Source organism: Spirosoma liriopis (assembly GCF_023196085.1).
Taxonomy (GTDB): Bacteria; Bacteroidota; Bacteroidia; order Cytophagales; family Spirosomataceae; genus Spirosoma; species Spirosoma oryzicola.
Window position 1 is genome coordinate 1,009,330 of record NZ_JALPRF010000002.1, and the last position, 19,767, is coordinate 1,029,096.

At 49.6% G+C, this 19,767-nt stretch carries 16 protein-coding genes; 7 read left to right on the forward strand and 9 right to left on the reverse strand.

Features of this window, described 5'->3' with window-relative positions; genetic code table 11:
- Window positions 1-4 precede the first annotated feature (4 nt).
- Window positions 5-730, reverse strand: a complete 726-nt coding sequence (locus tag M0L20_RS13130) for a YiaD family glycine zipper/OmpA-like lipoprotein (protein WP_232561427.1) — start codon at window positions 728-730, stop codon at window positions 5-7.
- 456 nt (window positions 731-1,186) lie between these two features.
- Between M0L20_RS13130 and M0L20_RS13135 the strand changes: the two genes are divergently transcribed.
- Window positions 1,187-2,386 carry an alpha/beta hydrolase family protein gene (locus M0L20_RS13135; RefSeq protein ID WP_248477390.1) on the forward strand — a complete coding sequence of 400 codons (1,200 nt, stop codon included), beginning with the start codon at window positions 1,187-1,189 and terminating at the stop codon, window positions 2,384-2,386.
- 27 nt (window positions 2,387-2,413) lie between these two features.
- On the opposite strand, the gene M0L20_RS13140 is transcribed toward M0L20_RS13135, so the two are convergent.
- From M0L20_RS13140 to M0L20_RS13150, 3 genes are all read right to left on the reverse strand, one after another.
- Window positions 2,414-3,514, reverse strand: a complete 1,101-nt coding sequence (locus tag M0L20_RS13140) for a hypothetical protein (RefSeq protein ID WP_232561429.1) — start codon at window positions 3,512-3,514, stop codon at window positions 2,414-2,416.
- A gap of 154 nt (window positions 3,515-3,668) precedes the next feature.
- Entirely contained in the window at window positions 3,669-6,653 is a 2,985-nt protein-coding gene (locus tag M0L20_RS13145; RefSeq protein ID WP_248477391.1) for a S9 family peptidase, read from the reverse strand.
- 277 nt (window positions 6,654-6,930) lie between these two features.
- Window positions 6,931-7,974: a glycoside hydrolase family 130 protein gene (locus M0L20_RS13150; protein WP_248477392.1), complete on the reverse strand. Its 1,044-nt coding sequence runs from the start codon at window positions 7,972-7,974 to the stop codon at window positions 6,931-6,933.
- Window positions 7,975-8,169: 195 nt separating this feature from the next.
- Between M0L20_RS13150 and M0L20_RS13155 the strand changes: the two genes are divergently transcribed.
- On the forward strand, window positions 8,170-8,427 hold the full coding sequence (locus tag M0L20_RS13155) for an adhesin (RefSeq protein WP_248477393.1): 258 nt from the start codon (window positions 8,170-8,172) through the stop codon (window positions 8,425-8,427).
- Window positions 8,428-8,464: 37 nt separating this feature from the next.
- On the forward strand, window positions 8,465-8,638 hold the full coding sequence (locus M0L20_RS13160) for a hypothetical protein (RefSeq protein WP_232561433.1): 174 nt from the start codon (window positions 8,465-8,467) through the stop codon (window positions 8,636-8,638).
- A gap of 88 nt (window positions 8,639-8,726) precedes the next feature.
- Here M0L20_RS13160 and M0L20_RS13165 read toward each other — a convergent pair whose 3' ends face one another.
- From M0L20_RS13165 to M0L20_RS13180, 4 genes are all read right to left on the reverse strand, one after another.
- Window positions 8,727-9,998 (reverse strand): isochorismate synthase, encoded by a 1,272-nt coding sequence (locus M0L20_RS13165; protein ID WP_248477394.1) that lies wholly within the window; start codon window positions 9,996-9,998, stop codon window positions 8,727-8,729.
- 189 nt (window positions 9,999-10,187) lie between these two features.
- Window positions 10,188-10,943, reverse strand: coding sequence for a carboxypeptidase-like regulatory domain-containing protein (locus M0L20_RS13170; RefSeq protein ID WP_248477395.1), 756 nt, complete (start codon window positions 10,941-10,943; stop codon window positions 10,188-10,190).
- Window positions 10,944-11,116: 173 nt separating this feature from the next.
- A complete protein-coding gene (locus tag M0L20_RS13175; RefSeq protein ID WP_248477397.1) occupies window positions 11,117-11,911 on the reverse strand; it encodes a LytR/AlgR family response regulator transcription factor in 795 nt (264 codons plus the stop codon).
- Window positions 11,912-11,954: 43 nt separating this feature from the next.
- Window positions 11,955-12,986, reverse strand: coding sequence for a sensor histidine kinase (locus M0L20_RS13180; protein WP_248477399.1), 1,032 nt, complete (start codon window positions 12,984-12,986; stop codon window positions 11,955-11,957).
- Between the two features lie 317 nt (window positions 12,987-13,303).
- Between M0L20_RS13180 and M0L20_RS13185 the strand changes: the two genes are divergently transcribed.
- Window positions 13,304-14,167 carry a Cif family virulence factor gene (locus tag M0L20_RS13185; RefSeq protein WP_248477400.1) on the forward strand — a complete coding sequence of 288 codons (864 nt, stop codon included), beginning with the start codon at window positions 13,304-13,306 and terminating at the stop codon, window positions 14,165-14,167.
- A 25-nt stretch (window positions 14,168-14,192) separates the two neighbouring features.
- On the opposite strand, the gene recJ is transcribed toward M0L20_RS13185, so the two are convergent.
- Window positions 14,193-15,932, reverse strand: a complete 1,740-nt coding sequence (gene recJ, locus M0L20_RS13190; protein ID WP_248477401.1) for a single-stranded-DNA-specific exonuclease RecJ — start codon at window positions 15,930-15,932, stop codon at window positions 14,193-14,195.
- 40 nt (window positions 15,933-15,972) lie between these two features.
- Between recJ and M0L20_RS13195 the strand changes: the two genes are divergently transcribed.
- From M0L20_RS13195 to guaB, 3 genes are all read left to right on the forward strand, one after another.
- On the forward strand, window positions 15,973-16,395 hold the full coding sequence (locus M0L20_RS13195) for a DUF2141 domain-containing protein (RefSeq protein WP_232561440.1): 423 nt from the start codon (window positions 15,973-15,975) through the stop codon (window positions 16,393-16,395).
- A gap of 299 nt (window positions 16,396-16,694) precedes the next feature.
- The gene (locus M0L20_RS13200; RefSeq protein ID WP_248477402.1) at window positions 16,695-18,044 is read left to right on the forward strand and encodes a leucine-rich repeat domain-containing protein; all 1,350 of its coding nucleotides are present in this window, start codon (window positions 16,695-16,697) and stop codon (window positions 18,042-18,044) included.
- 203 nt (window positions 18,045-18,247) lie between these two features.
- Window positions 18,248-19,720 carry an IMP dehydrogenase gene (guaB, locus tag M0L20_RS13205; protein ID WP_232561442.1) on the forward strand — a complete coding sequence of 491 codons (1,473 nt, stop codon included), beginning with the start codon at window positions 18,248-18,250 and terminating at the stop codon, window positions 19,718-19,720.
- The last annotated feature ends 47 nt before the right edge of the window (window positions 19,721-19,767 follow it).

The window sequence follows — 19,767 nt, forward strand, 5'->3', positions numbered from 1 at the left end:
TTGCTTATTTAGTGGAGTCTAGTTTTCCATTCTGAGCGTCACGCTGCATCTGCTTATTAGCAAAAACTGCAACGTCAACCCGGCGATTTTTCCGACGGCCTGATTCGGTCGAGTTATCTGCAACAGGTTGGGTTTCGCCATATCCCAGTTCATCTACACGAGAGGATTTCACGCCTTGAGTCTCTAAAAAGCCACCAACAGCGTTTGCGCGTTGACGTGACAACTTCAGATTATAGTCGTCCGGGCCAGTTGCATCGGCGTGACCTTCGATCCGAATGTCCGTGTCTTCGTATTTATTTAGCGTCTGAGCGAATTCGATCAACTGCTTTTTCGTTTCAGGCTTCAATTCATATGAGTTCACATCGAACAGAATGTCGGATCCAAACGTGATTTTGATACCTTCGCCAACACGCTCAACTTGCGCACTTGGCATGGTCCGCTTCATTTCTTCGGCCTGCTTGTCCATCCGTCGCCCGATTACGGCTCCGGCTGCGCCACCGACTGTTGCGCCTATGATCGCACCTAATGCGGTGTTACCTTTTGCGTATTTTTTACCGATAATGCCTCCAACCAACGCACCTCCGCCAGCGCCTACGGCAGCACCTTTTTGAGTTTTGTTTAAGTTGTTTTTCTGAGATTTACAGCTGGTTATCACATTGGTTGTCAAAAGGCTTGTCATTAAGAGTGCAACAAGCGATTTCTTACTAATAGATTTAAGCTGACTTTTCATGGATTGTGAATGATTGGTACTACCCTTTGACAGCCAAATGTTGTACCAGTTTAATTGAAGCGTTGTAGTATAGCCATGATTAAGTCATTGTTTATTGGTTAAATGTCTATTAGACAGTTAGTTGACTATTGCTTTGGATGCTTTAGAACAGCGCTAAATTTTTGAGACAAAACAAACAAACGGTTGTAAAGCGGGAAGGTGAATGCCTACTTTGTGGAGTCGGTTCCACAAACACCACAGTTGTTTAGTAGATTATTGAATTGTCACCTTTATTGTAGAAATGACAAAGGTATTACCTGGCGAAAAATCAGGTTTTACTCTTTGGTTAGTATGCTGGTAGTCAGTATTATATCTAGTTGTTGTAGCATAAATTATTCGATCTGAAAACAAACGAAAACAGCATAGACGACGTTATTTTAACCTACAGGTACTTTCTTGTTTTTCGTCAACTCGTTCATGATAACACTCAAATCGCTTTTGTCCTTACTACTGGTTGGGGGAATACTGCTGCTGACACCAACCAGTTGTAAACAGAGTAACAATACCGACCCCGTAAACCCCGCGCCCGCCCGCGTCTTAACCAAGAGTTCGCTGATCGGCGAATACACCAAAGATCAGTTACGAAGTCGCTACACAGGTGCCTCTGTGCTGTTGCAGGCCTTCGTTCGGAACGACATCAGCGCTTACCGACTGGAATACACTACCACTAACACCGATGGAAAAAGCATTGCCGCATCGGGGCTATTGTTGATTCCCAAGGTCAACACGGCTCTGCCTTTGCTCAGTATGCAACACGGTACAATAACAAGTGATAACGACGCCCCTTCGAATTATCAATCAAGCAGTGAAGCCTACAGCCTTGGTTCTGTGTTTGCATCGTTGGGCTACATCATAGCCGCTCCAGATTACATTGGCTACGGTGCATCTAAAGATCTGCCGCACACCTACGAACACCGAAATGGGCTAGCTACGGCTTCGCTTGATATGCTACGGGCCACCCGCGATTTTTTAAGCGATAAAAACGTAAACTGGAACAAGCGGCTTTACGTCGCCGGCTATTCAGAGGGTGGGTATGCCACACTGGCGCTTCAAAAGAAAATTGAAGAAGAAACCGGCAGTGAATTTAACTTGGTGGCTTCGAGCTGCGGAGCGGGCGCTTATGACAAACCAGCTTTTATGAAGCAGATCATTAATCAGCCCAGCGCAGGCGTCGATTACATCAACCGGCTTTATATCTGGGTATTGCAAACGTATGATCGCATCTATGGCATAAACCGTCCGGCAACGGGCTATTTCAAAGAGCCTTATGCAGCACAGGTTGTCGCCAACGGTATGAATGCGTCAATTAACGTGAGCATCAATCAGGCATTTAGTGATAGCTTTAAGCAGGGGATCAACAACGGTACAGACAAAGCGTTTCTGGATGCCGTACAGGATAATGATATCCACGACTGGAAGCCAAAAACGCCGACGCGCCTTTATCACGGCACTGCCGACGAGATTGTGTCCTACCTGAATTCGCAGAATGCCTACGATGCGATGCAGAAACGGGGAGCCACTAATGTTCAGCTGATGCCGATCCCTAATGCAACGCACGCGACGGGGATCTTACCGTTCATTTCAGGCACCTATGATTTCTTTAATACGAATCAATAGATCTCGGTTTAGTAGAACTGGCAAGCATTACCGAATGGTAATAATTGTGTAAGCTGCTTGGTGAGGTTGGCGTTCGCGCAACCCCACTTTTGTTTTAGCCCGGTCGTCGTCGTGAATCAATAAAAGCCGGTTATTATCTAAAATAGTCAGGTCTTCCGCTTTGTGCCCTAAACGCAACGGCTGGCCCTGAACATTTCGAATAAACGTAAACGGCTTGTTGGCGTAGAGGTCGCTGGGTTTGATCGACCACAAATACGCATCCAGTTTGCCATTGGCTTCGAGCGATGTCAACAGCCAGAACCGCTTCCGCTTAGGGTCGTATTCCAAACTTGACAGGGCCAAAGGCTGTGGTAATGTTGACTCTACGTTAGCCGGATTGAAGTCTGCGATCAGTTTCCAGTCGTCAGCCAAACGAATGCGATTGGTTTTGTCGACGTTGTAAGAGACGGCAACCACTTTGATGCGGTGTTTAAATTCACTGTATGATTTACCTTCCTCGCGAATGCCAAATAACAGTTGACGGTCGGTAGCCGCTAATCCTTCCACTTTGAAATAAGGAATAGCCCCCGGAAATTCGTTTGTAGCCAGTACCTGCGCAATGCGTTGACGGTAAGCAATGGAGGTCGTGCTGTTATCATCAGGAGCCAACACGCGTGGGTGCTCGGGATCGCCGGTACGCCAGTACAGAATCGTATTGTAGCCATCCCAGTCGTGACTGTTGGGTTTAACGCGGTCGAAGGCGGTTGTTAAAAAAACAAACTTACCGTCGGGAGTACGGGCAAAGTCTTCGTATTTGTGCGCTTCTGTAAAAGCAGGCTGCGTCAGATAAGTAGGCGGTTTCGTTGAGTCCGAGAGAGTATTCGGTGCTTTACTGAACACGGAACTTTGTCCCGCAGGCATGTCTTTGTCGTTGGCGACTAGGATCTTATTGCCGTCAAAAAGAACCGCTGAAGCTTCGCACCAAACGGGTTGACCGTTCACTGAGGTACCTGGTGTAAAGCAGTTTAACAATCCTTCTTCCGTGATAGCGCCAACCGTAGGAGGCTTGCTGAATGGCGATGTAAGCGTCTTGCAGCCGTAAGAAACGAGCGCTACTGACAGCAGGATTGTGGATAGGCGATTTAGCATAGGGGTGGTGTGCGAGAGCAAAAACAAACGTACAAGAATCGGTATAAGCGGCAAAGATAACGCTAATCTGCTCTACCAAAACCGTATTCATAGGCAAATGAAAAAGCCCGGAACCTGCTGGCTCCGGGCTTTTCAAGAACGTAACAGAAACGGATTACTTATTTGAGCTATCGCTCAGATTCGTTCCGTATTTCATTTCACCACGATCTTTTTCAACGGCTGAACGACCTTCTTTCATCCAGATGGGCATAGCCGCGTCTTTCAAGTAATAATCAAAGAACTGATATAGTCTGATGCTCAAATCTTTGGCGTTGTGCCGCTGGGTCAGGTTGTGGCCTTCACCGTTGTAGACCAGCATCCAGACGGGTTTGTTCAACCGGCGTAGTGCCGTAAACATCTCGATACCCTGGTACCAGGGGACGGCTCCGTCGGCATCGTTGTGGGTCATCATCAACGGCGTTTCAATCCGGTTGGCGAAGAAAAGCGGAGAATTCTCGATGTAATTCATGGGCTTATCCCAGAGCGTTCCCCCAATTCGGCTCTGCGTCTTTTCGTACTGGAATTGGCGAACCAGTCCCGTTTCCCACCGGATACCACCGTAGGCCGAGGTCATATTCGCCACCGGAGCGCCCGCTTCAGCCGCCCGGAACAGGTTGGTACGCGTGATGATGTAAGCAGTTTGGTAACCGCCCCAGCTTTGCCCCTGAATACCTAGCCGGTTGCGATCAACGAAGCCTTTGTCAACCAAACTCAACACGCCCGGTACGATGCAATCATAAGCGTTGGGACCCGGCTGACCTGTTGTGTACACAATGTCCGGTACGAATACCAGATACCCGTTCGAAACGCAATACGGAATGTTAATGGTCGAACGGCTGGGTGCTGGAACCCGGTAATCGTTCAGGGTTTCGGCATTGCGCTCGTAAAAATACGTCAGCATGGGGTATTTCTTTTTCGGATCGAATCCTTCTGGTTTGAAGAGAAGACCTTCGAGCTGAATCCCGTTCGTGCCCATCCATTTAACGATTTCGACGCTACCCCACCGAACGCTGTCCTGCTGTGGATTCACTCGGGTCAATTGTACGGGTGAAGCCAGTGTCGTGTCGGTCTGGAAGATATTGATAGGCTCCTGGAAGTTGCCCCGGTAGAAGGTAACGACGGATGCGTTCTTCGCTTTGTTCAAGCCGAAATAGCGGTGATTGCTGCGGGTAAGAACGGTTGGTTGGGCAACGGCCAGGCCATTTTTGCTTTTTAAAATGCCGGTTGCTTTGTCACTTTCCCAGATTCCGGTCAGGAACAACTCATTTTTCGGGTCAATGGCTTTTTCTGCCGAGCGCCGGAAAGGAGAATCATCGCTGTCGCTGTCGAGATCCGCACGACGCAGACGAATTTTGTTTTTGCGTCCCCAGCCAGCCGTTAGATTCGTTGGCTTTTCGCGGCCTGTTGGGTCGATCTGCCAGATGTCGTAACGGTCGTAGAGCCACACATACCGGTCGCCGGTTGTCCACCCTGCTGAACCGTAAGCACCAGGTAGGTTAGGCGTGTCGTGTTCTTCATCGAAGAATTTGCTGGGTAGACTGCGCGTCAGGTCAATCCGTTTGCTGTCGGCAATGGACCAGGCACGCCAGAGCGAATCGCGCTCATCGAACCAGTAGGCATAGCTACCGCCAGGCGACAATCGGGGCTGTGACGCCATAATGTCATTGGCAATCCGCTTCTTTTCGCCGGTCTGGGTATCAATCAGGTATAAATCAGTATGACCGGGGTCCCACGACGCTTGTACCTGATAAGGCAGGTCGCTCAGGCCGAGTAAGTAGCGTGTACTCTTTTTTTCGTCGAACGTAACCGTCGGAATTTCGCGATTAGCCAAGGGTATTACTTTGTCCGCTGCCAGGTCGTAAAGCGTAAGAAACCCCCGCTCTTTTTCTTCCTTAAGCCGACGTTGCTGCATGGGTTGCAGGCGGCTATCTGTCCAGGTCCAGATGTCCATCTTGACTTTCTCATCGTCGGGCGTCAGCGTATCTTTTGTGGGCTTCGGCGGAATCGGTGACGAAGAGAAATAAAGCCGTTTGCCATCCTCCGAGAACTTAGGCTCCCGGAACTCGTTGACCGACCATCCTTTCGGTAAAGCTTTTGTCGTTGTATCGACCACCGTGCGGAAAGGTGCTTCTGTTACGGGTGTTTTGCTTTTCTTTCCTTTGGCCGCAACGGGTGCTGACAGGTTTTTATAGTAGAGTGTAAAGACTTTTACGTCGGCACCGGCGCTATCTGCCGAAGCCATCCAGGCAAGTTGATCACCCGCTTTGTCGACGGCTAAGCCTTTGTAAATTTTTCGCTTCGAACTGGTATCGACCAGCATCGTCTGGCCGTTAGCTGTATTGAACAGAAATACCCCCGGCACGGCATTACTCCCCGCTTTCAGCGAGTCGTTGGCGGATTCTTTGCTGTAGAAAATGGTACGGCCATTATCCGAAACAACCACGTTTGAAACGTAACGAACGGTCTTCCGCGTGCCATCGGCCATGTTCAGGAGCGTCAGATCGTCGCCTTTCGGTTTTTTAACGGGTCCTTTGCGCGTTGCTACGGTAGTGGTCGAAACGGGGGGAGCGGGCGTCAGCGTATCTTTTGTAGCAACGGGCTTCGTCGCGGGCGTTTCCCGACTTTCCTGGCGTACCTGCACAACCGCTAGCCACGACCCCGCATCTTTCCCGAACGCATAGGACTTTACGTTTGGCATCTTGGTTGGCTTACCCGTTGCCAGGTTCAGGACCAGCAGACTGTCCTTGGGCATTTCGTCCGGCTTTTTCTTTTTCAGTTTAGCCTTTTTTGTGTCGGCTGCCAAAGCCTTTACTTTCATAACCAGAAACTTGCTGTCGGACGTAAACTGGGCCATGTAACCACGCGGGAAAACGTAACGAGTCCGGTTAGCACCCGATCCGGTGCTGGTAACTTCAAGGCGTCCGTCGCCTTCCTGTGGATCGATCTGGTAGGCAATCCAGCGGCCGTCGTTCGATAGTTTCTCCGACCGAACGCTTTGCCAGCGATCATAATCACCGGCATTCAATGGCCGCTTGGTGGTCTGGGCAAATAGCGAACTGGAGAGTAATAAGCAAAAGAGAAGTCGATTGAAGAAGGTCATACATGAGGAATGTTACAACCAACGAAAATACTGAAAAATTAATTAGCAGGCAGATATTATTAGGTGTGAGTATATAGAATATATGAATTGTGCTATTGGAACAATGGAGTCACAGTAATTATACTTATAGATTTGGCTACGTACGAAAACTAATGAAAAGTGATCTTTATAAGAAGGTTTAGATCGGTCATCGAACAGACCCGCGTCAATCAATTCTTACTACATGCTGACGAATGGCAAGAACTGGTTGACACGGGTTATAACTAACGCAATTGGACTAACCTCGGATGAGTTCTGCCAGACCTACACCCGAATCAGCTGCACCGTAGTAAACCCAGATGCGCCCGTCGGGCCATTGTATCCATCCATTGGAAAATACTACATTCGGGAAAAAGCCTTCGCGCTCCCACGGTAGCTCAGGCGTCAACAGGGGAGCGTCGGAGCGGTCAATTACCCGTGCGGGATCGTCTTTGTCGAGTAAGGCTAACGCCAGCGCATACGAATGCGTCGGATCGGCTCCGTGGTAGCACAGCAGCCAGCCTTCGTCGGTCAGAATAGGTTCCGGACCCGCACCAATCTTGCCGCCTTCCCAGGCAAACGGATTATCAGGTAAACCCCGACCACCAAATAAAAACCGATGATTCCCCCAATGAACGCCATCGGTCGATTCGGCCAGCCAAATAGAAGGTTTGCCAATTTCGGAGACCATAGGCCGGTGCAACAGCATGTACTTCCCGTTGATGCGCTGCGGAAATAAAGCAACGTCTTTGTTCGGTGGAGGCAAAATCATACCCACGCGCTCGACCGTTCTGAAATCGGTGGTTACGGCTAACCCCACGCCGGGTCCATGTTCAGATACCGCCGTGTAGGTGATCCAGTATTTTCCTTCCAGGAACGTAATGCGCGCGTCTTCTACCCCAAAGGATTCATCCATCCGGGCCGGGAACAGAAAAGGCTTTTCGTCAATCGTAAAATCAATGCCGTCGCGGCTACGGGCAATGCGCAAATGGCTCAACGAAGTCAGATACACTTTGCCTTCCAGGGACACTACGCGTGGGTCGTAGGGGTATGCAGGCTCCGCAAACTGTTTGACGGTTAAAACCGGAATGCCGTCTTGTTCTTCGATAAGCGGTACGGCAATAAAGCCTTTTTCGGAACGGGGCGCTTCGGCAACGCGCAAAAGCAGAATGACTTCATCGCCTACCAAACAGGCTGCGGGATTGAAAGCGCCAAGAACCTCAAATCCGTCGACGGAAGGCTTAACATCACTTGTTTTCAGGATTGGCTGGCCGGATAATCGGCGAAGCTGGTAATTTTTCATCAGAAATTTTTCAGGTTGTCATTCGTAAATTTCTGTGTATCATTTAGAGACAGTTAGTTCAGGATTGTCTTTTTATCAACTCGAAATTCATCCTGGTGTTTATATCCGTTTAGTCAATAAATTTACGACGCGGCTAACCTTCCAGCAAAGAGCCGCGTTATGACGTTTGAAATCACTTAATAGACTCTTTCTACCATGATTTACCAGCCAACGTTTGATCAGGACGAAGACGTGCTGATGTTGAACCCCGACCCTGAAACTGCCGCCTTTGACGACGAGGATGACGACGACTTCGACGGAGCCGAATTTGACGACCTGGGCTCCGGGGCTACCAGCGGTTACGGCGAAGACGACCTAGCCGACATTGAAGATGAGTTCGATGATGACGATCTCGATGAAGATTTAGACGACGACAGCATCGACGACGATCTGGACGATGACAGTATGGAGTAAAATCAGAAAAATGATACACAACTAACCACCAGAAAGCATGACGCCATCTGAAGAAGAACCACTGATCACTACGGCTGATGCCGACAATGAGGGCACTGCACCCGACTCCGATACCCAGTCTTCGGCTGCCAGTGAGTCCGGCAACCGCACGTCTGAAGAAGGCCCGCGTTCACCAAACGAACCTGCCGAAGGTGGGGATGTGGATGTGTAGGTAGTTTACGATTTTCGGCTTATAATTTTACGAGATACGCAGTTTTTACCAGCGAACTGCTACCCGTGAATTATAAGCCGAAATTGCTTTATTGCTGACTGATTACCGACAGAAGCGTCTGGCATTTCATTTCAGTTTCCTGCCATTCGAGCTGAGGTACTGAATGCTCTGTCAGTCCGGCACCCGCGTAGAGCGTAGCTACGTTTCCTTCCAGCTTCATGCAGCGGATATGCACAAACAGATCGCTGGCCGGTCCTTCGTTATTGGTGTTGATATTGACCGGACCCACAAAGCCACTGTAAAGTTCGCGGTCGTGGGTTTCGTGTTGATTGATAAAGTCGAAGGCAATGTCGCGGGGAGTTCCACAAACCGCCGATGTCGGGTGCAGTAACCGAAGCATTACTGTTCCAAGTTGTGGATAACGAACGGCCTGCGTATCGACCGTAAAGCTCGTTGCCAGGTGCATCAGATTCCCGGCTATAATTGTTTTCGGCCCTTCTTCCTGATACTCCCGCAGACGGATTTTTTTAAAGCATTCGATGATGTAGCGGCTTACCAACGCCTGCTCTTCAATTTCTTTCTGCGACCACATCGCTTCGGGTGGCCGTTTAGGCGTTCCGTCCGGTTCAAACGCCGATTGCGTTCCCGCCAGTGAGTTGGTTCTGAAAATGCCGTTCGCGTCCACGCTTACGAGCCGTTCGGGAGTGGCGCTTATCCAGATCTGACCTTTCTCGGGGATAGATACCGCCGAAATAAAGGCAGTAGGGTACTTCTGACACAGTTTGTCAAATAACTGAACGGCATTCGGTGCGTCCGCAAAAAGTAAGCGCTTTGTTCGGGAGAGCACTACTTTCCGAAATTCTCCGCGCTGCATGGCCTCGACTGCTTTGGCAACATTGGTCGTGTAGTGCTTTTCCGCTTCGGGATCGACCAGCGCCGTGGGGACCATCGGGGCTAATTGGGTCGTGCTGTTCGTGTCAAATTGCTCGGTAAGCAATTTTTGAAATCGATCCGCTATTTCGCCATTGTTGTTTACGGAGAAAGATTGGTTATCGTCTGAAAAACGAGCCTGAACATCAGCGCGTAGAAACAATGTCCGGCTGGGAGTAGCCGTGTCGGTGTTTAAATTGTCAAATGGGCCAACAAGGAAACCGGCGGGCAGCTCTTCGAGATCGGCTGAGACCTGCGGTAAGATTTCGTCAAAAGACACAATCAATTGTTTTTCCTGCTGGTTGGGTAAGCGCCAAAGGGCTGCGGGCAAACCTAAGGCACGGGAAGTTTCCCAAAAATCAACAGGGTTAAGCCGACGTTCGGTGGATTGCGTACTCGAAACTTCTATACGAACAGAATCAGATTGCATAATCAACGACCAACCGGATTAGGGGCGGTTGTTGATATAACAGTTTGTGAGGAAAATTTGTGCGAAATAGAATAAAACTGTTGTAGTCTTTTGTGGCAGAAGCTGTAACGAATGTCAAGTAGTCTAAAACAAAGGTACTTGTGTTTGCCAGGCGTCTTGTTAGCAAACCGATATTGGAAAGCAGACAGGTTAGTTTTGCTCTTTGAATTCCAGTATCATACCGTTTATACGGGAGCTGGCGGGAGCTGTTCCGTTAAATTCCGCTACTACAGAGCCGTCGGTTGAATAAGCGCCACCTGTGTTATTGCGGAGGTAAATGCGCTGGCCGCTAGGCTGGTACAAAGCCGTGATCTTATATTGACCGATAGGAATGTCGGGAAAGCGGGCAAACTCATCCGTGCCCCGTGGGCCACAATGCACGGTTTCGGGCTGGGCCGTTGAGCCGTCAATGCGCGGGCTAATGGGGGTAAACGTAAAGGCGATGTTCTCGATATCTGTTATCTGGCTCGATTCGTTTTGCGTTATCTTTACTTCTCCGCCGTAATACTGGTTAGGCTGGTTGGCTTTGGGGCCGTAAAGCCGCCATTCGAAATTACAGACAACGCCATCCTGACCCGTAAATACTTCGGGATGGTCAGGATGAAGCATTAACTGAAATCGCCGTCCGTGGTAGATTCGCTCTAGTTCCGCCGACATTTTCCAGGCACCAGCCGGGATTTTTATTCGGTAATTGCCATTGGTATCGGTTGTACCAACCAGCCGCTTGTGGTCGCTAAGGGTGCTGGTGGCGCTGATTACAGCGTCGGGAATTGGGTTACCCCGCATGTCGAGAACCTTCCCGACCGCATAGCCAGCATCGGAGCCCGGCGCGTAGCCGTTCTGTGTTTTACAGCCTGCAACGAAAAGAAAAAGGGGTAGTGTCAGTAGAAAGATTGTCTTTTTCATGCGTTGGTCGAGTGGTATGCATTCGTCGGAATCAAGCGATGTTCCGGCAACAGATTAGCCTACTCTTTTTCTCTACACAAAGCTATCGTCGTCAATCAGGCAGGAAAGGGGAAATTGTATGAACTGTAGATATTGACGTATGAAGTGTAGAAATAGTGGTTCGACCAATTGCATCACTTTCCCATCCAGTCTTTGAACGGCGTCAGTTTTTCCCGACTGACGATTACGTCTTTATCAATAACTGGTTTGAGCTGAACCGCCAGCCGATTCCCGAAATAAGGCTGAATCTGATCGACGCTACCGACGGACACCAGAAACGACCGGTTGATTCGGAAAAACTGACTTGGGTTGAGCATCGTCTCCAGTTCGTCTAGTGTGTAATCGATGGCTATCTTTCGGCCATCAACCGTTTTGAACTGGTTCATTTTGTTGTCACTGAAAAAGTAAGCGATCTGCTGCGTATCGACTGCGATGAGTTTGTGTGCGTAGGTTACCAGAAACCGCTGCCGGTACTCTCTGGGCTGTAGCCGCTGCTGAATTTGCTGCACCAGTTTCTCAACACTCAGCGGATGCTCCGCACGGATCGATTGGTAATGCGCCTTCAAGCGATGAAACTTTTCCAGAGCGGCCTGCAATTCATCGGCCTGAACGGGTTTCAGCAAGTAATCGATGCTATTGACCTTAAAAGCTTTTATGGCGTACTCGTCGTAAGAAGTCGTAAAAATGACCGTGCATGTCACGTCGATTTCGTTGAAAATTTGAAAGCTTTGTCCGTCAGCTAATTCAATGTCCATCAGGATCAGATCCGGAGCATCCGGCTGACCGGGTTCGTTTGATCGGAGCCAGGCCACAGTTTCCCAGATGCTGCTCGTAACACCGACGACAGTTGCCCCTGGCTCAACGGACGTAAGCGTTTTTATAAGCTTTTTGGCCGCCATTTCTTCATCTTCGACAATCAGAATTTTCATAAAAAGACTGGTTTGGATAGGGTGGTCGATGGAGACAAACGGACTAACCGTTCATGAGCGGAACCGTAACTGCAAACTCAAGCTCGGTTTCTTCGACGGTTATTTCGCGTTGGTTCAGGAGTCGGAATTTTGCCGCGATATTAGCCAGTCCGATTCGCGTTGATGGTACGTTTTGAACCTTCTTTTGCAGGTTGTTTTTCACCGTAAGCAGACCGTCGGGCCGAGTGATGATCTGGACCGTCAACGGTTGCGTTTTGTGGATGATGTTATGCTTGACCGCGTTTTCAAGCAGGAGCTGCAAGGTTAACGAAGGCAGCAGATACGCTTCAAAACGGGGCTCGATGGCTAACTGTAAATGCAGACTGTCGCCGTAGCGGGTTTTAAGCAAATGAAAATATGAGCGAATAAACTGCATTTCGGTAGCCAGGTTTGTCAACTCATTCTCGTTGTTCCGCAGCAGATAGCGATATACTTTACTGAGTTCGTCGAGAAATTTTTCGGCCTGCTTTGCATCATCGCCGATCAGGTACGAAAGCGTATTCAGGCTGTTAAACAGAAAATGCGGGCTAACTTGCTGTTTCAAGCTTTCAAGCTGAGTCTGTAGATTTTCTTTCTTAAGCGCTTCCGTTTCTTTTTCTGCTTTTATGAGTCGAGCGAAATAATAAGCCGCTTCCTGAACGCCTACAATCAAGACGCAGTAAATCAATGCGCCGGGGATGCTGTTGATGTACGAGGTTAGCGGATAAGGAGCGTGGTAGCCAGTACTATTGACAACAAACATGTCCAGCCAGTCAACCAGTACAGAGGCTACCCAACAAACCGGAAGCACCAACAGGATGCGCTTTTTAGTCTCGGAAAGAAGCGGAAACCAGTTGCGGAAGCGTACCAGTATCCAGCGATTAACTTCCCAGGTTATCGTCGTTAGTACCAGAAATTCAAGCACGGCCTTGACCGTTGCCAGGCCAAAGGAATGGACAAACGTTTGTGCTGAATACAGATCAAGCAGTAACAGCAGGCTGATACCACTGATGCGTACCCATCGATCATCAACTGGTTTTAAAGGATGGTTGGTCAAGAAAATTAGCTCATAGTTGATCCGAAATAAGTAGCAATGATCCTGACAGCCAAACACATTCTGGTTGGATTGATGAAAAACGGGGATGAACTGTCACTGGTGGCTGAACAGTTGCCAACTCTTTGCACGATGTAGCGGTAAACCGTCACCAAACCGCCGTACAAAAGCACGCATTTGGAAGGCACCAATCCCCAATTGAACGAGCGCTTTCCCCGGTTCAGCCTGGTTTGACTTTCCGTTCGTCAACGGGTGGTTCATCTTTATTTGCCCGGATTAGCATTAGCTACCGCTAACCGTCTACCGGAGCGGACTCTTTTATGAACAAACTAATCATTTTTGCGCTCATCATTTGGGCTACACACCGAGAAGCTCATGGCCAATCGGCTGTGCCGACACTAGCTACCGATTTTCAGTCGCTGGTGGAAGCCGAACGAGCGTTTGCTGCCTATACGGAACAGGAAGGTATCAAAGCTGGATTTTCCCGGTTTTTGTCGCCGGAAGCTGTCGTTGTCGTACAGGGAAAGTTTGCCATCGGTAAGCCATTGTACGAAAAAGCGCCTTTCATCCCCGGCATTTTATCGTGGCGACCGGTTTATGCCGACATTGCTGCTTCGGGCGATTTTGGCTACACGACCGGACCCTTCGAAGTACGCGCTACAAGCAAAACAGATACGCCGACCGGCTTTGGTCATTACACGACCGTCTGGCAGAAGAATGACGCGGGCGTTTGGGAAGCCATCGCCGATGTGGGAGTGATCCACGATGCGCCCAGGCAAACCATCGCCCATCTGATTCCCCCGGCTACGTTCAACCAGAAATTACTGGAAAAAGTCGATACGCTTTCGCGACAGACCGAACTACAAATCGCCGAGCAAAAACTAGGGCAACTGGCTCGAAACTATTCGTTACAGGCGGCCTATGACTATGCGCTAGCCGGTGGTCAGGCTGTTCGGCTTTATCGGGCTGGTGACCTTCCAATTACTGGAGCTGATGCCTCAGCGAATCGCGAAACCGCGACAGCTATCTATACGCTTAGTCGCGTTGCTGTGGCATCGTCCGGCGATATGGGTATTGCGTATGGATACGTCGAATATCAACAGAAAAAAGGGCCTTTTCTGCGGATCTGGAAGCGCCAGTCCGACTCATCCTGGAAGGTTGTGCACGAAGTACTGGATTTGTAACGCAGACATCCTGTCTGCATTACGTCTAGCAGCGTATGTCTTTCAGCATCAGTTGCAAAGAAACGTTGCCATTGTAAACGTTTTGTTCTACCTGATAACAGATGGAGAACGTTTTACCGTACCGAAGCTGATCGGCCATGTGTCCGAAGCCGAATCCAACCCCCGTCAGTGTATGACCAGTCCGACCCTGGCGCACGCTGATCTTCAGGTGCTTTTCTTTCATGATAACCGGATCGCTGACCAGATACACATCCTCCGTCATAAACACGGGCTGCATGTTGTGCGGGCCAAACGGACCCATTTGTCTCAGAATCCTGAAAAGTTTGTCGTTGATCTCGCTGAAATCGATGGGCAGATCAATATCGATCAGGGGGGTTAGGTGTTCCTCCTTAATCTTACGCGATACCACTTCCTCAAATTTCTGACGAAACGCGTCAATGTTGTCTACCGGCATGGTCATTCCGGCAGCAAAAGTATGGCCTCCAAACTGTTCCAGTAAGTCGGCGCATTCTTCAATGGCTTCGTACACATCAAAACCCGGCACCGAGCGAGCCGACCCGGCAGCTTTGTCGTGCGATTGGGTTAGTATAATGGTTGGTCGGTGAAAATGTTCAATGCAGCGCGACGCCACGATGCCAATGACACCCTTATGCCAGTTGGCATCGTAGAGCACAGTCGTCTTGGCTGTCAACATGGTTTCGTTTTGCCGAATCATCGACAAAGCCTGTTCCGTAATCGTGCTGTCGAATTCGCGTCGGCTGTTGTTGTGCTTATTAATCGCCATCGCAAACGCATCGGCTTCTTCTTCCGATTCGGCCAGCAAAAGTTGGACAGCCGCTTTGGCGTGTTGAATTCGTCCGGCGGCATTGATCCGGGGACCTAATCCGAAGACCACATTGGTGATGTCCAGTTCCCGCGAAAAACCGGCTATTTTGATCAGAGCTTTTAAGCCCGTGCGTGGACTCGAATTGATGTATTTCAAGCCAAAATACGCCAGTACGCGATTTTCGCCCGTCAGCGGTACAATGTCGGAGGCAATACTAACCGCTACCAGATCGAGGTACGGGTAGAGTTCGCCCAGATCAATCTGCTGACGCAGGCAGAAAGCGTGCAGTAATTTAAAACCAACACCGCAGCCACTCAGTTCTTTATAAGGATACGCACAGTCGTCACGCTTAGGGTCTAGCACAGCCGCTGCATCAGGAATGTCGAGGCCGGGGCGGTGGTGGTCGCAGATGATGAAATCAACGCCAAGTGCTTTAGCTTCGGCTACCCGATCAATTGATTTGATACCGCAGTCAAGGGCAATGATCAGGGTAAAACCGTTTTCGGCGGCCCATTGGATACCTTGTTGCGAAATGCCGTACCCTTCTTTGTAACGATCCGGTATGTAATAATCGATAGCGGTGTGATAGTTTTTTAGAAAACCATAAACCATGGCTACCGATGTAGTACCGTCAACGTCGTAGTCGCCATAGACCAGAATCTTTTCCGGCTGTTCGGTGCGCATTGCCCGTTGCAGCCGCTTGACGGCCCGGTCCATGTCCTTCATAGCGAAGGGGTCATGGAGGTGGCCGATTTCGGGCCGGAAAAAGGAACGGGCTTCGTCGAAGGTATGAATACCACGTTGCACCAGCAGTGCCGCCAGGAAGGGACTGACGTTGAGCGACTGTGTCAATGATTCAATCGCCGACCACTGTTCCGCCGAACTGGGGAAGGTTTTGGAGATCCATCGTTTTTGCGGAGGTGGCGGCTGGGCTATCATAATTGCAAGTTAAATCCGTTTTTACAAAAACACTGTATCTATGCTCATTTTGCTTTCGGCTTTAAGCCTTTTTATGTCCGGTGGAGAACCGGTCAAATCGCCTAAAAAGGCTAATCTACAAGTTGACATACAGAACGTCCGCACCATGAAAGGTGATGTGTACGTGGCCTTGTTCAACGCCAAGAATGCGTTCCCGGAAGGGAAGCCGCTGGAAGGGAAAAAGCTGGAAGTCAAAGAAAAGAGCGTACACACAACGTTTTCTGTCGATCCGGGCGACTACGCCATCGCTGTGTACCACGACGAGAATGGAAACGGGAAAATGGATAAGCGCGTGTTTGGCATCCCCAAAGAGCCTTACGGGTTTAGTAATAATTTCCGACCAACCATGTCAGCCCCAAAATTCAGCGACTGTCAATTCAGCGTCGGTGACGGGGGTAAGTCAATCAGTATCAAGCTGAATTAAAGGGTGCAAGATCACCCCTGGCTGCAAAAAAATCTGGTCTTTCTGCTTTAGTGTACGCTATTTATCTCTTTCTTTAAGGTGCTTAACGTCATACTATGTTCTTATGATCGTTTCTATCTCGATCAAGTCGTAGCGTAACGTTAGGCCCTTACTGAAAGTGTATTCGTGAAAATCTTCCCCATCAGGCGAAACAAGCCTGTTTTCTGCCTTCGAAAGCATTCTATTCTGCTTAGGTAAAGACCCGTTGGTACTATTTACCCGACACATATTCCATCCGTAACTTTTTGTCTATATCCATAATGCGTAAATCGTTTACCCTTTTTTTCCTCTTTATCGTACTCGTTAGTGCCTGCCGTAAAGCGGACGACCCGCAACCTGATCAGCCCCCTGTTAACCGACCCCCGGCTACCTTTTCGGTATCGGCTAAACAGGCTGCGGTCGATGCTGATGTAATCCTGACCTGGACCAAAGCCAAAGACCCCGACGGTGACCCAGTTACGTACGCTGTGGTCTGGAAAGACACGCTGGCCAAAAACCTGACCGATACCACGTACACGCTCAAGAATGTAGGGTACACGGCTGCGCTGAGCGGAACCGTCGTGGCTACCGACAGTAAAAAAGCGACAACTACAGCTGTTTTTAGTTTTACGACCGGTGCCTATCCGTACTCTGCCATTCCCGACGCCAATTTTGAGAAAGCCTTGATCGGCCTTGGAATTGATGATGTTCAGGATGGAAAAGTACTGACTGCCAATGCGCAGAAGGTGACACAGCTTAACTTATCATCAAAAGGAATCAAAAGCCTGCAAGGTATTGAGGTCTTTTCCAATCTGACTATACTGGGTCTTCCGGCCAATAGTCTGACCACACTGGATATCAGTAAAAACACGGCGTTGACCGTACTGGATTGCTCGTTTAATCAGCTAACGGCGTTAGACGTCAGCAAAAACACCCTGCTGGTGGAGTTGAATTGCAGCAGCGACCATCTGACCTCGTTAGACCTCAGTAACAATTCAAAGCTGACAAAACTTAGCTGTGGTACCGATGCCATCGTTTCACCGGGTATTAACCTGACCTCGTTAGACCTCAGTAAGAATCCAGCGTTGACCTACCTTTCGTTTGGAGGTAGCCGTGTAGGCTCGGTAGATGTCAGCAAAAACACCGCATTGACTTACCTAGATTGTAGTAGTCTAAGTTCATTGAATGTCAGCAACAATACGGCGCTTACGTACCTATATTGCAGCGGTCTCAGTTCATTGGATGTTAGCAACAATACGGCGCTTACCTATCTGTCCTGTGGATACGGTAGCCTGGCTACGCTGGATGTGAGTAAAAATGTGGCGCTGGAGAGGCTGGAATGTAGTCGTACCAATCTAGCCGCGTTGGATGTCAGTAAGAATCCCAAATTAACTCGCCTGTATTGTGCTGGGAATAAGCTAGCCACGCTGAACGTTACTAACGCTACGGCTTTGACGTTTCTAAGTTGCTACGAGAATCAATTAACGGCATTAGATCTTCGGAGTAACAGCAAGCTAGCGGAGATGTTCTGTGGCAAAAACAACATTCGAACTATCTGCGTCAGCAGTCTTTCTGTGGTCACCAAAGACTGGAGCAAGGATGCGTCTGCTAACTACCAGGTTTGTCAGTAATCGCTAAGTGCCTATCGAAGCCCGTATGATTGGCCGAAACCACGCATACGGGCTTTGTCGGTTATAGCCATCAACACCCGCAAACTCGTTATAGACGGTGGCTCGTAGCCTGCGTCTGGTACAGAAAGTAAGATGCTGCTTTTTGGCGATTCAAAAATTATCTGTAATTTTATCCGGCAAATAACATCACCTGTTTATTTGCCATGAGCTTAGATACGAGCAAGTTTCTTTACGAGGCTCTCACCTACGACGACGTATTGCTGTTACCTGCCTATTCGGAGGTTCTCCCACGCGATACAAACACAACAAGCCAGCTTACCCGTACCATCCGACTGAACATTCCGCTTATCTCGGCGGCTATGGACACCGTTACGGAGTCGGCACTGGCGATTGCGATGGCGCAGGAAGGAGGCATCGGAATCATTCATAAAAACATGAGTGTTGAGGCTCAGGCCGACGAGGTCCGCAAAGTCAAACGCTCCGAGAGTGGGATGATTATCGATCCCATCACCCTCTCTGAAACCGCTACGCTGGCTGACGCGCTCAAGATCATGCGCGAGTTCAAAATCGGCGGTATTCCCGTTGTCGATGAGACCGGTAAGCTAGTTGGTATTCTGACCAATCGGGACTTACGTTTCCAAAACGATCTGTCGAAACCTGTAGCGGGCATCATGACCCGCGAAAAGCTGATTACCGCCCGCGAAGGATTAACGCTGGAAGAAGCTGAAAGCATTCTTCAGGAGTATCGCATCGAAAAGCTGCCGATTGTGAATGACGATTATCATCTGGTCGGCCTGATTACCTACAAAGATATTTTAAAGAAGAAAAGCCATCCTAACGCCTGCAAAGACGAATTGGGTCGGTTACGTGTAGGGGCAGCCGTCGGCGTAACACCCGACCTGAACCGACGCATTGAGGCTCTCGTAAAAGCGGGGGTTGATGTGATCAGCGTCGATACCGCTCACGGTCACTCGAAAGGGGTACTGGATGCTGTTCGCAACATTAAAGCGCAGTTTCCAAAACTACAGGTTATCGCCGGAAACGTAGCAACGGGCGACGGAGCCAAAGCACTTGCCGATGCGGGTGCCGATGCCGTTAAGGTCGGCGTTGGACCAGGTAGTATCTGTACCACCCGGATCATTGCCGGAATCGGTATGCCGCAGCTGTCGGCGGTTTACGAAGCGGCCAAGGCGTTACAAGGTACCGACGTTCCGATCATTGCCGACGGTGGTATTCGCTTTTCGGGCGACATCACAAAAGCCATTGCCGGAGGAGCTAGTACGGTTATGATTGGATCGTTGCTGGCCGGAACCGAAGAGGCACCGGGTGAAGTGGTACTGTACGAAGGTCGTCGGTTCAAAACGTACCGGGGCATGGGGTCGGTAGAAGCAATGGAGGACGGTTCGAAAGACCGGTACTTCCAGGATGCCGAAGACGACATCAAAAAACTCGTACCGGAAGGCATCGTGGGTCGGGTACCGTTCAAAGGCAAAGTAGCCGAAATCACCTATCAGATGGTTGGCGGTCTGAAAGCGGGCATGGGCTACTGCGGAGCTCCCGACATTCCAGCTTTACAGCAAGCGAAGTTCGTGAAAATAACAACGGCCGGTTCGCGCGAAAGCCATCCGCACGATATTTCGATTCAGAAAGAAGCACCAAACTATTCGGCCCGGTAAGCGCACCCGCGATTGCTGCACGTAGTTAGTAAGTAGTGGCTCTGGAT

Bases quoted from the DNA above. Each gene is read 5' to 3' on its own strand.
- M0L20_RS13130 (WP_232561427.1), bottom strand. From the start codon at position 730: ATGAAAAGTCAGCTTAAATCTATTAGTAAGAAATCGCTTGTTGCACTC.
- M0L20_RS13135 (WP_248477390.1), top strand. From the start codon at position 1,187: ATGATAACACTCAAATCGCTTTTGTCCTTACTACTGGTTGGGGGAATA.
- M0L20_RS13140 (WP_232561429.1), bottom strand. From the start codon at position 3,514: ATGCTAAATCGCCTATCCACAATCCTGCTGTCAGTAGCGCTCGTTTCT.
- M0L20_RS13145 (WP_248477391.1), bottom strand. From the start codon at position 6,653: ATGACCTTCTTCAATCGACTTCTCTTTTGCTTATTACTCTCCAGTTCG.
- M0L20_RS13150 (WP_248477392.1), bottom strand. From the start codon at position 7,974: ATGAAAAATTACCAGCTTCGCCGATTATCCGGCCAGCCAATCCTGAAA.
- M0L20_RS13155 (WP_248477393.1), top strand. From the start codon at position 8,170: ATGATTTACCAGCCAACGTTTGATCAGGACGAAGACGTGCTGATGTTG.
- M0L20_RS13160 (WP_232561433.1), top strand. From the start codon at position 8,465: ATGACGCCATCTGAAGAAGAACCACTGATCACTACGGCTGATGCCGAC.
- M0L20_RS13165 (WP_248477394.1), bottom strand. From the start codon at position 9,998: ATGCAATCTGATTCTGTTCGTATAGAAGTTTCGAGTACGCAATCCACC.
- M0L20_RS13170 (WP_248477395.1), bottom strand. From the start codon at position 10,943: ATGAAAAAGACAATCTTTCTACTGACACTACCCCTTTTTCTTTTCGTT.
- M0L20_RS13175 (WP_248477397.1), bottom strand. From the start codon at position 11,911: ATGAAAATTCTGATTGTCGAAGATGAAGAAATGGCGGCCAAAAAGCTT.
- M0L20_RS13185 (WP_248477400.1), top strand. From the start codon at position 13,304: ATGAACAAACTAATCATTTTTGCGCTCATCATTTGGGCTACACACCGA.
- recJ (WP_248477401.1), bottom strand. From the start codon at position 15,932: ATGATAGCCCAGCCGCCACCTCCGCAAAAACGATGGATCTCCAAAACC.
- M0L20_RS13195 (WP_232561440.1), top strand. From the start codon at position 15,973: ATGCTCATTTTGCTTTCGGCTTTAAGCCTTTTTATGTCCGGTGGAGAA.
- M0L20_RS13200 (WP_248477402.1), top strand. From the start codon at position 16,695: ATGCGTAAATCGTTTACCCTTTTTTTCCTCTTTATCGTACTCGTTAGT.
- guaB (WP_232561442.1), top strand. From the start codon at position 18,248: ATGAGCTTAGATACGAGCAAGTTTCTTTACGAGGCTCTCACCTACGAC.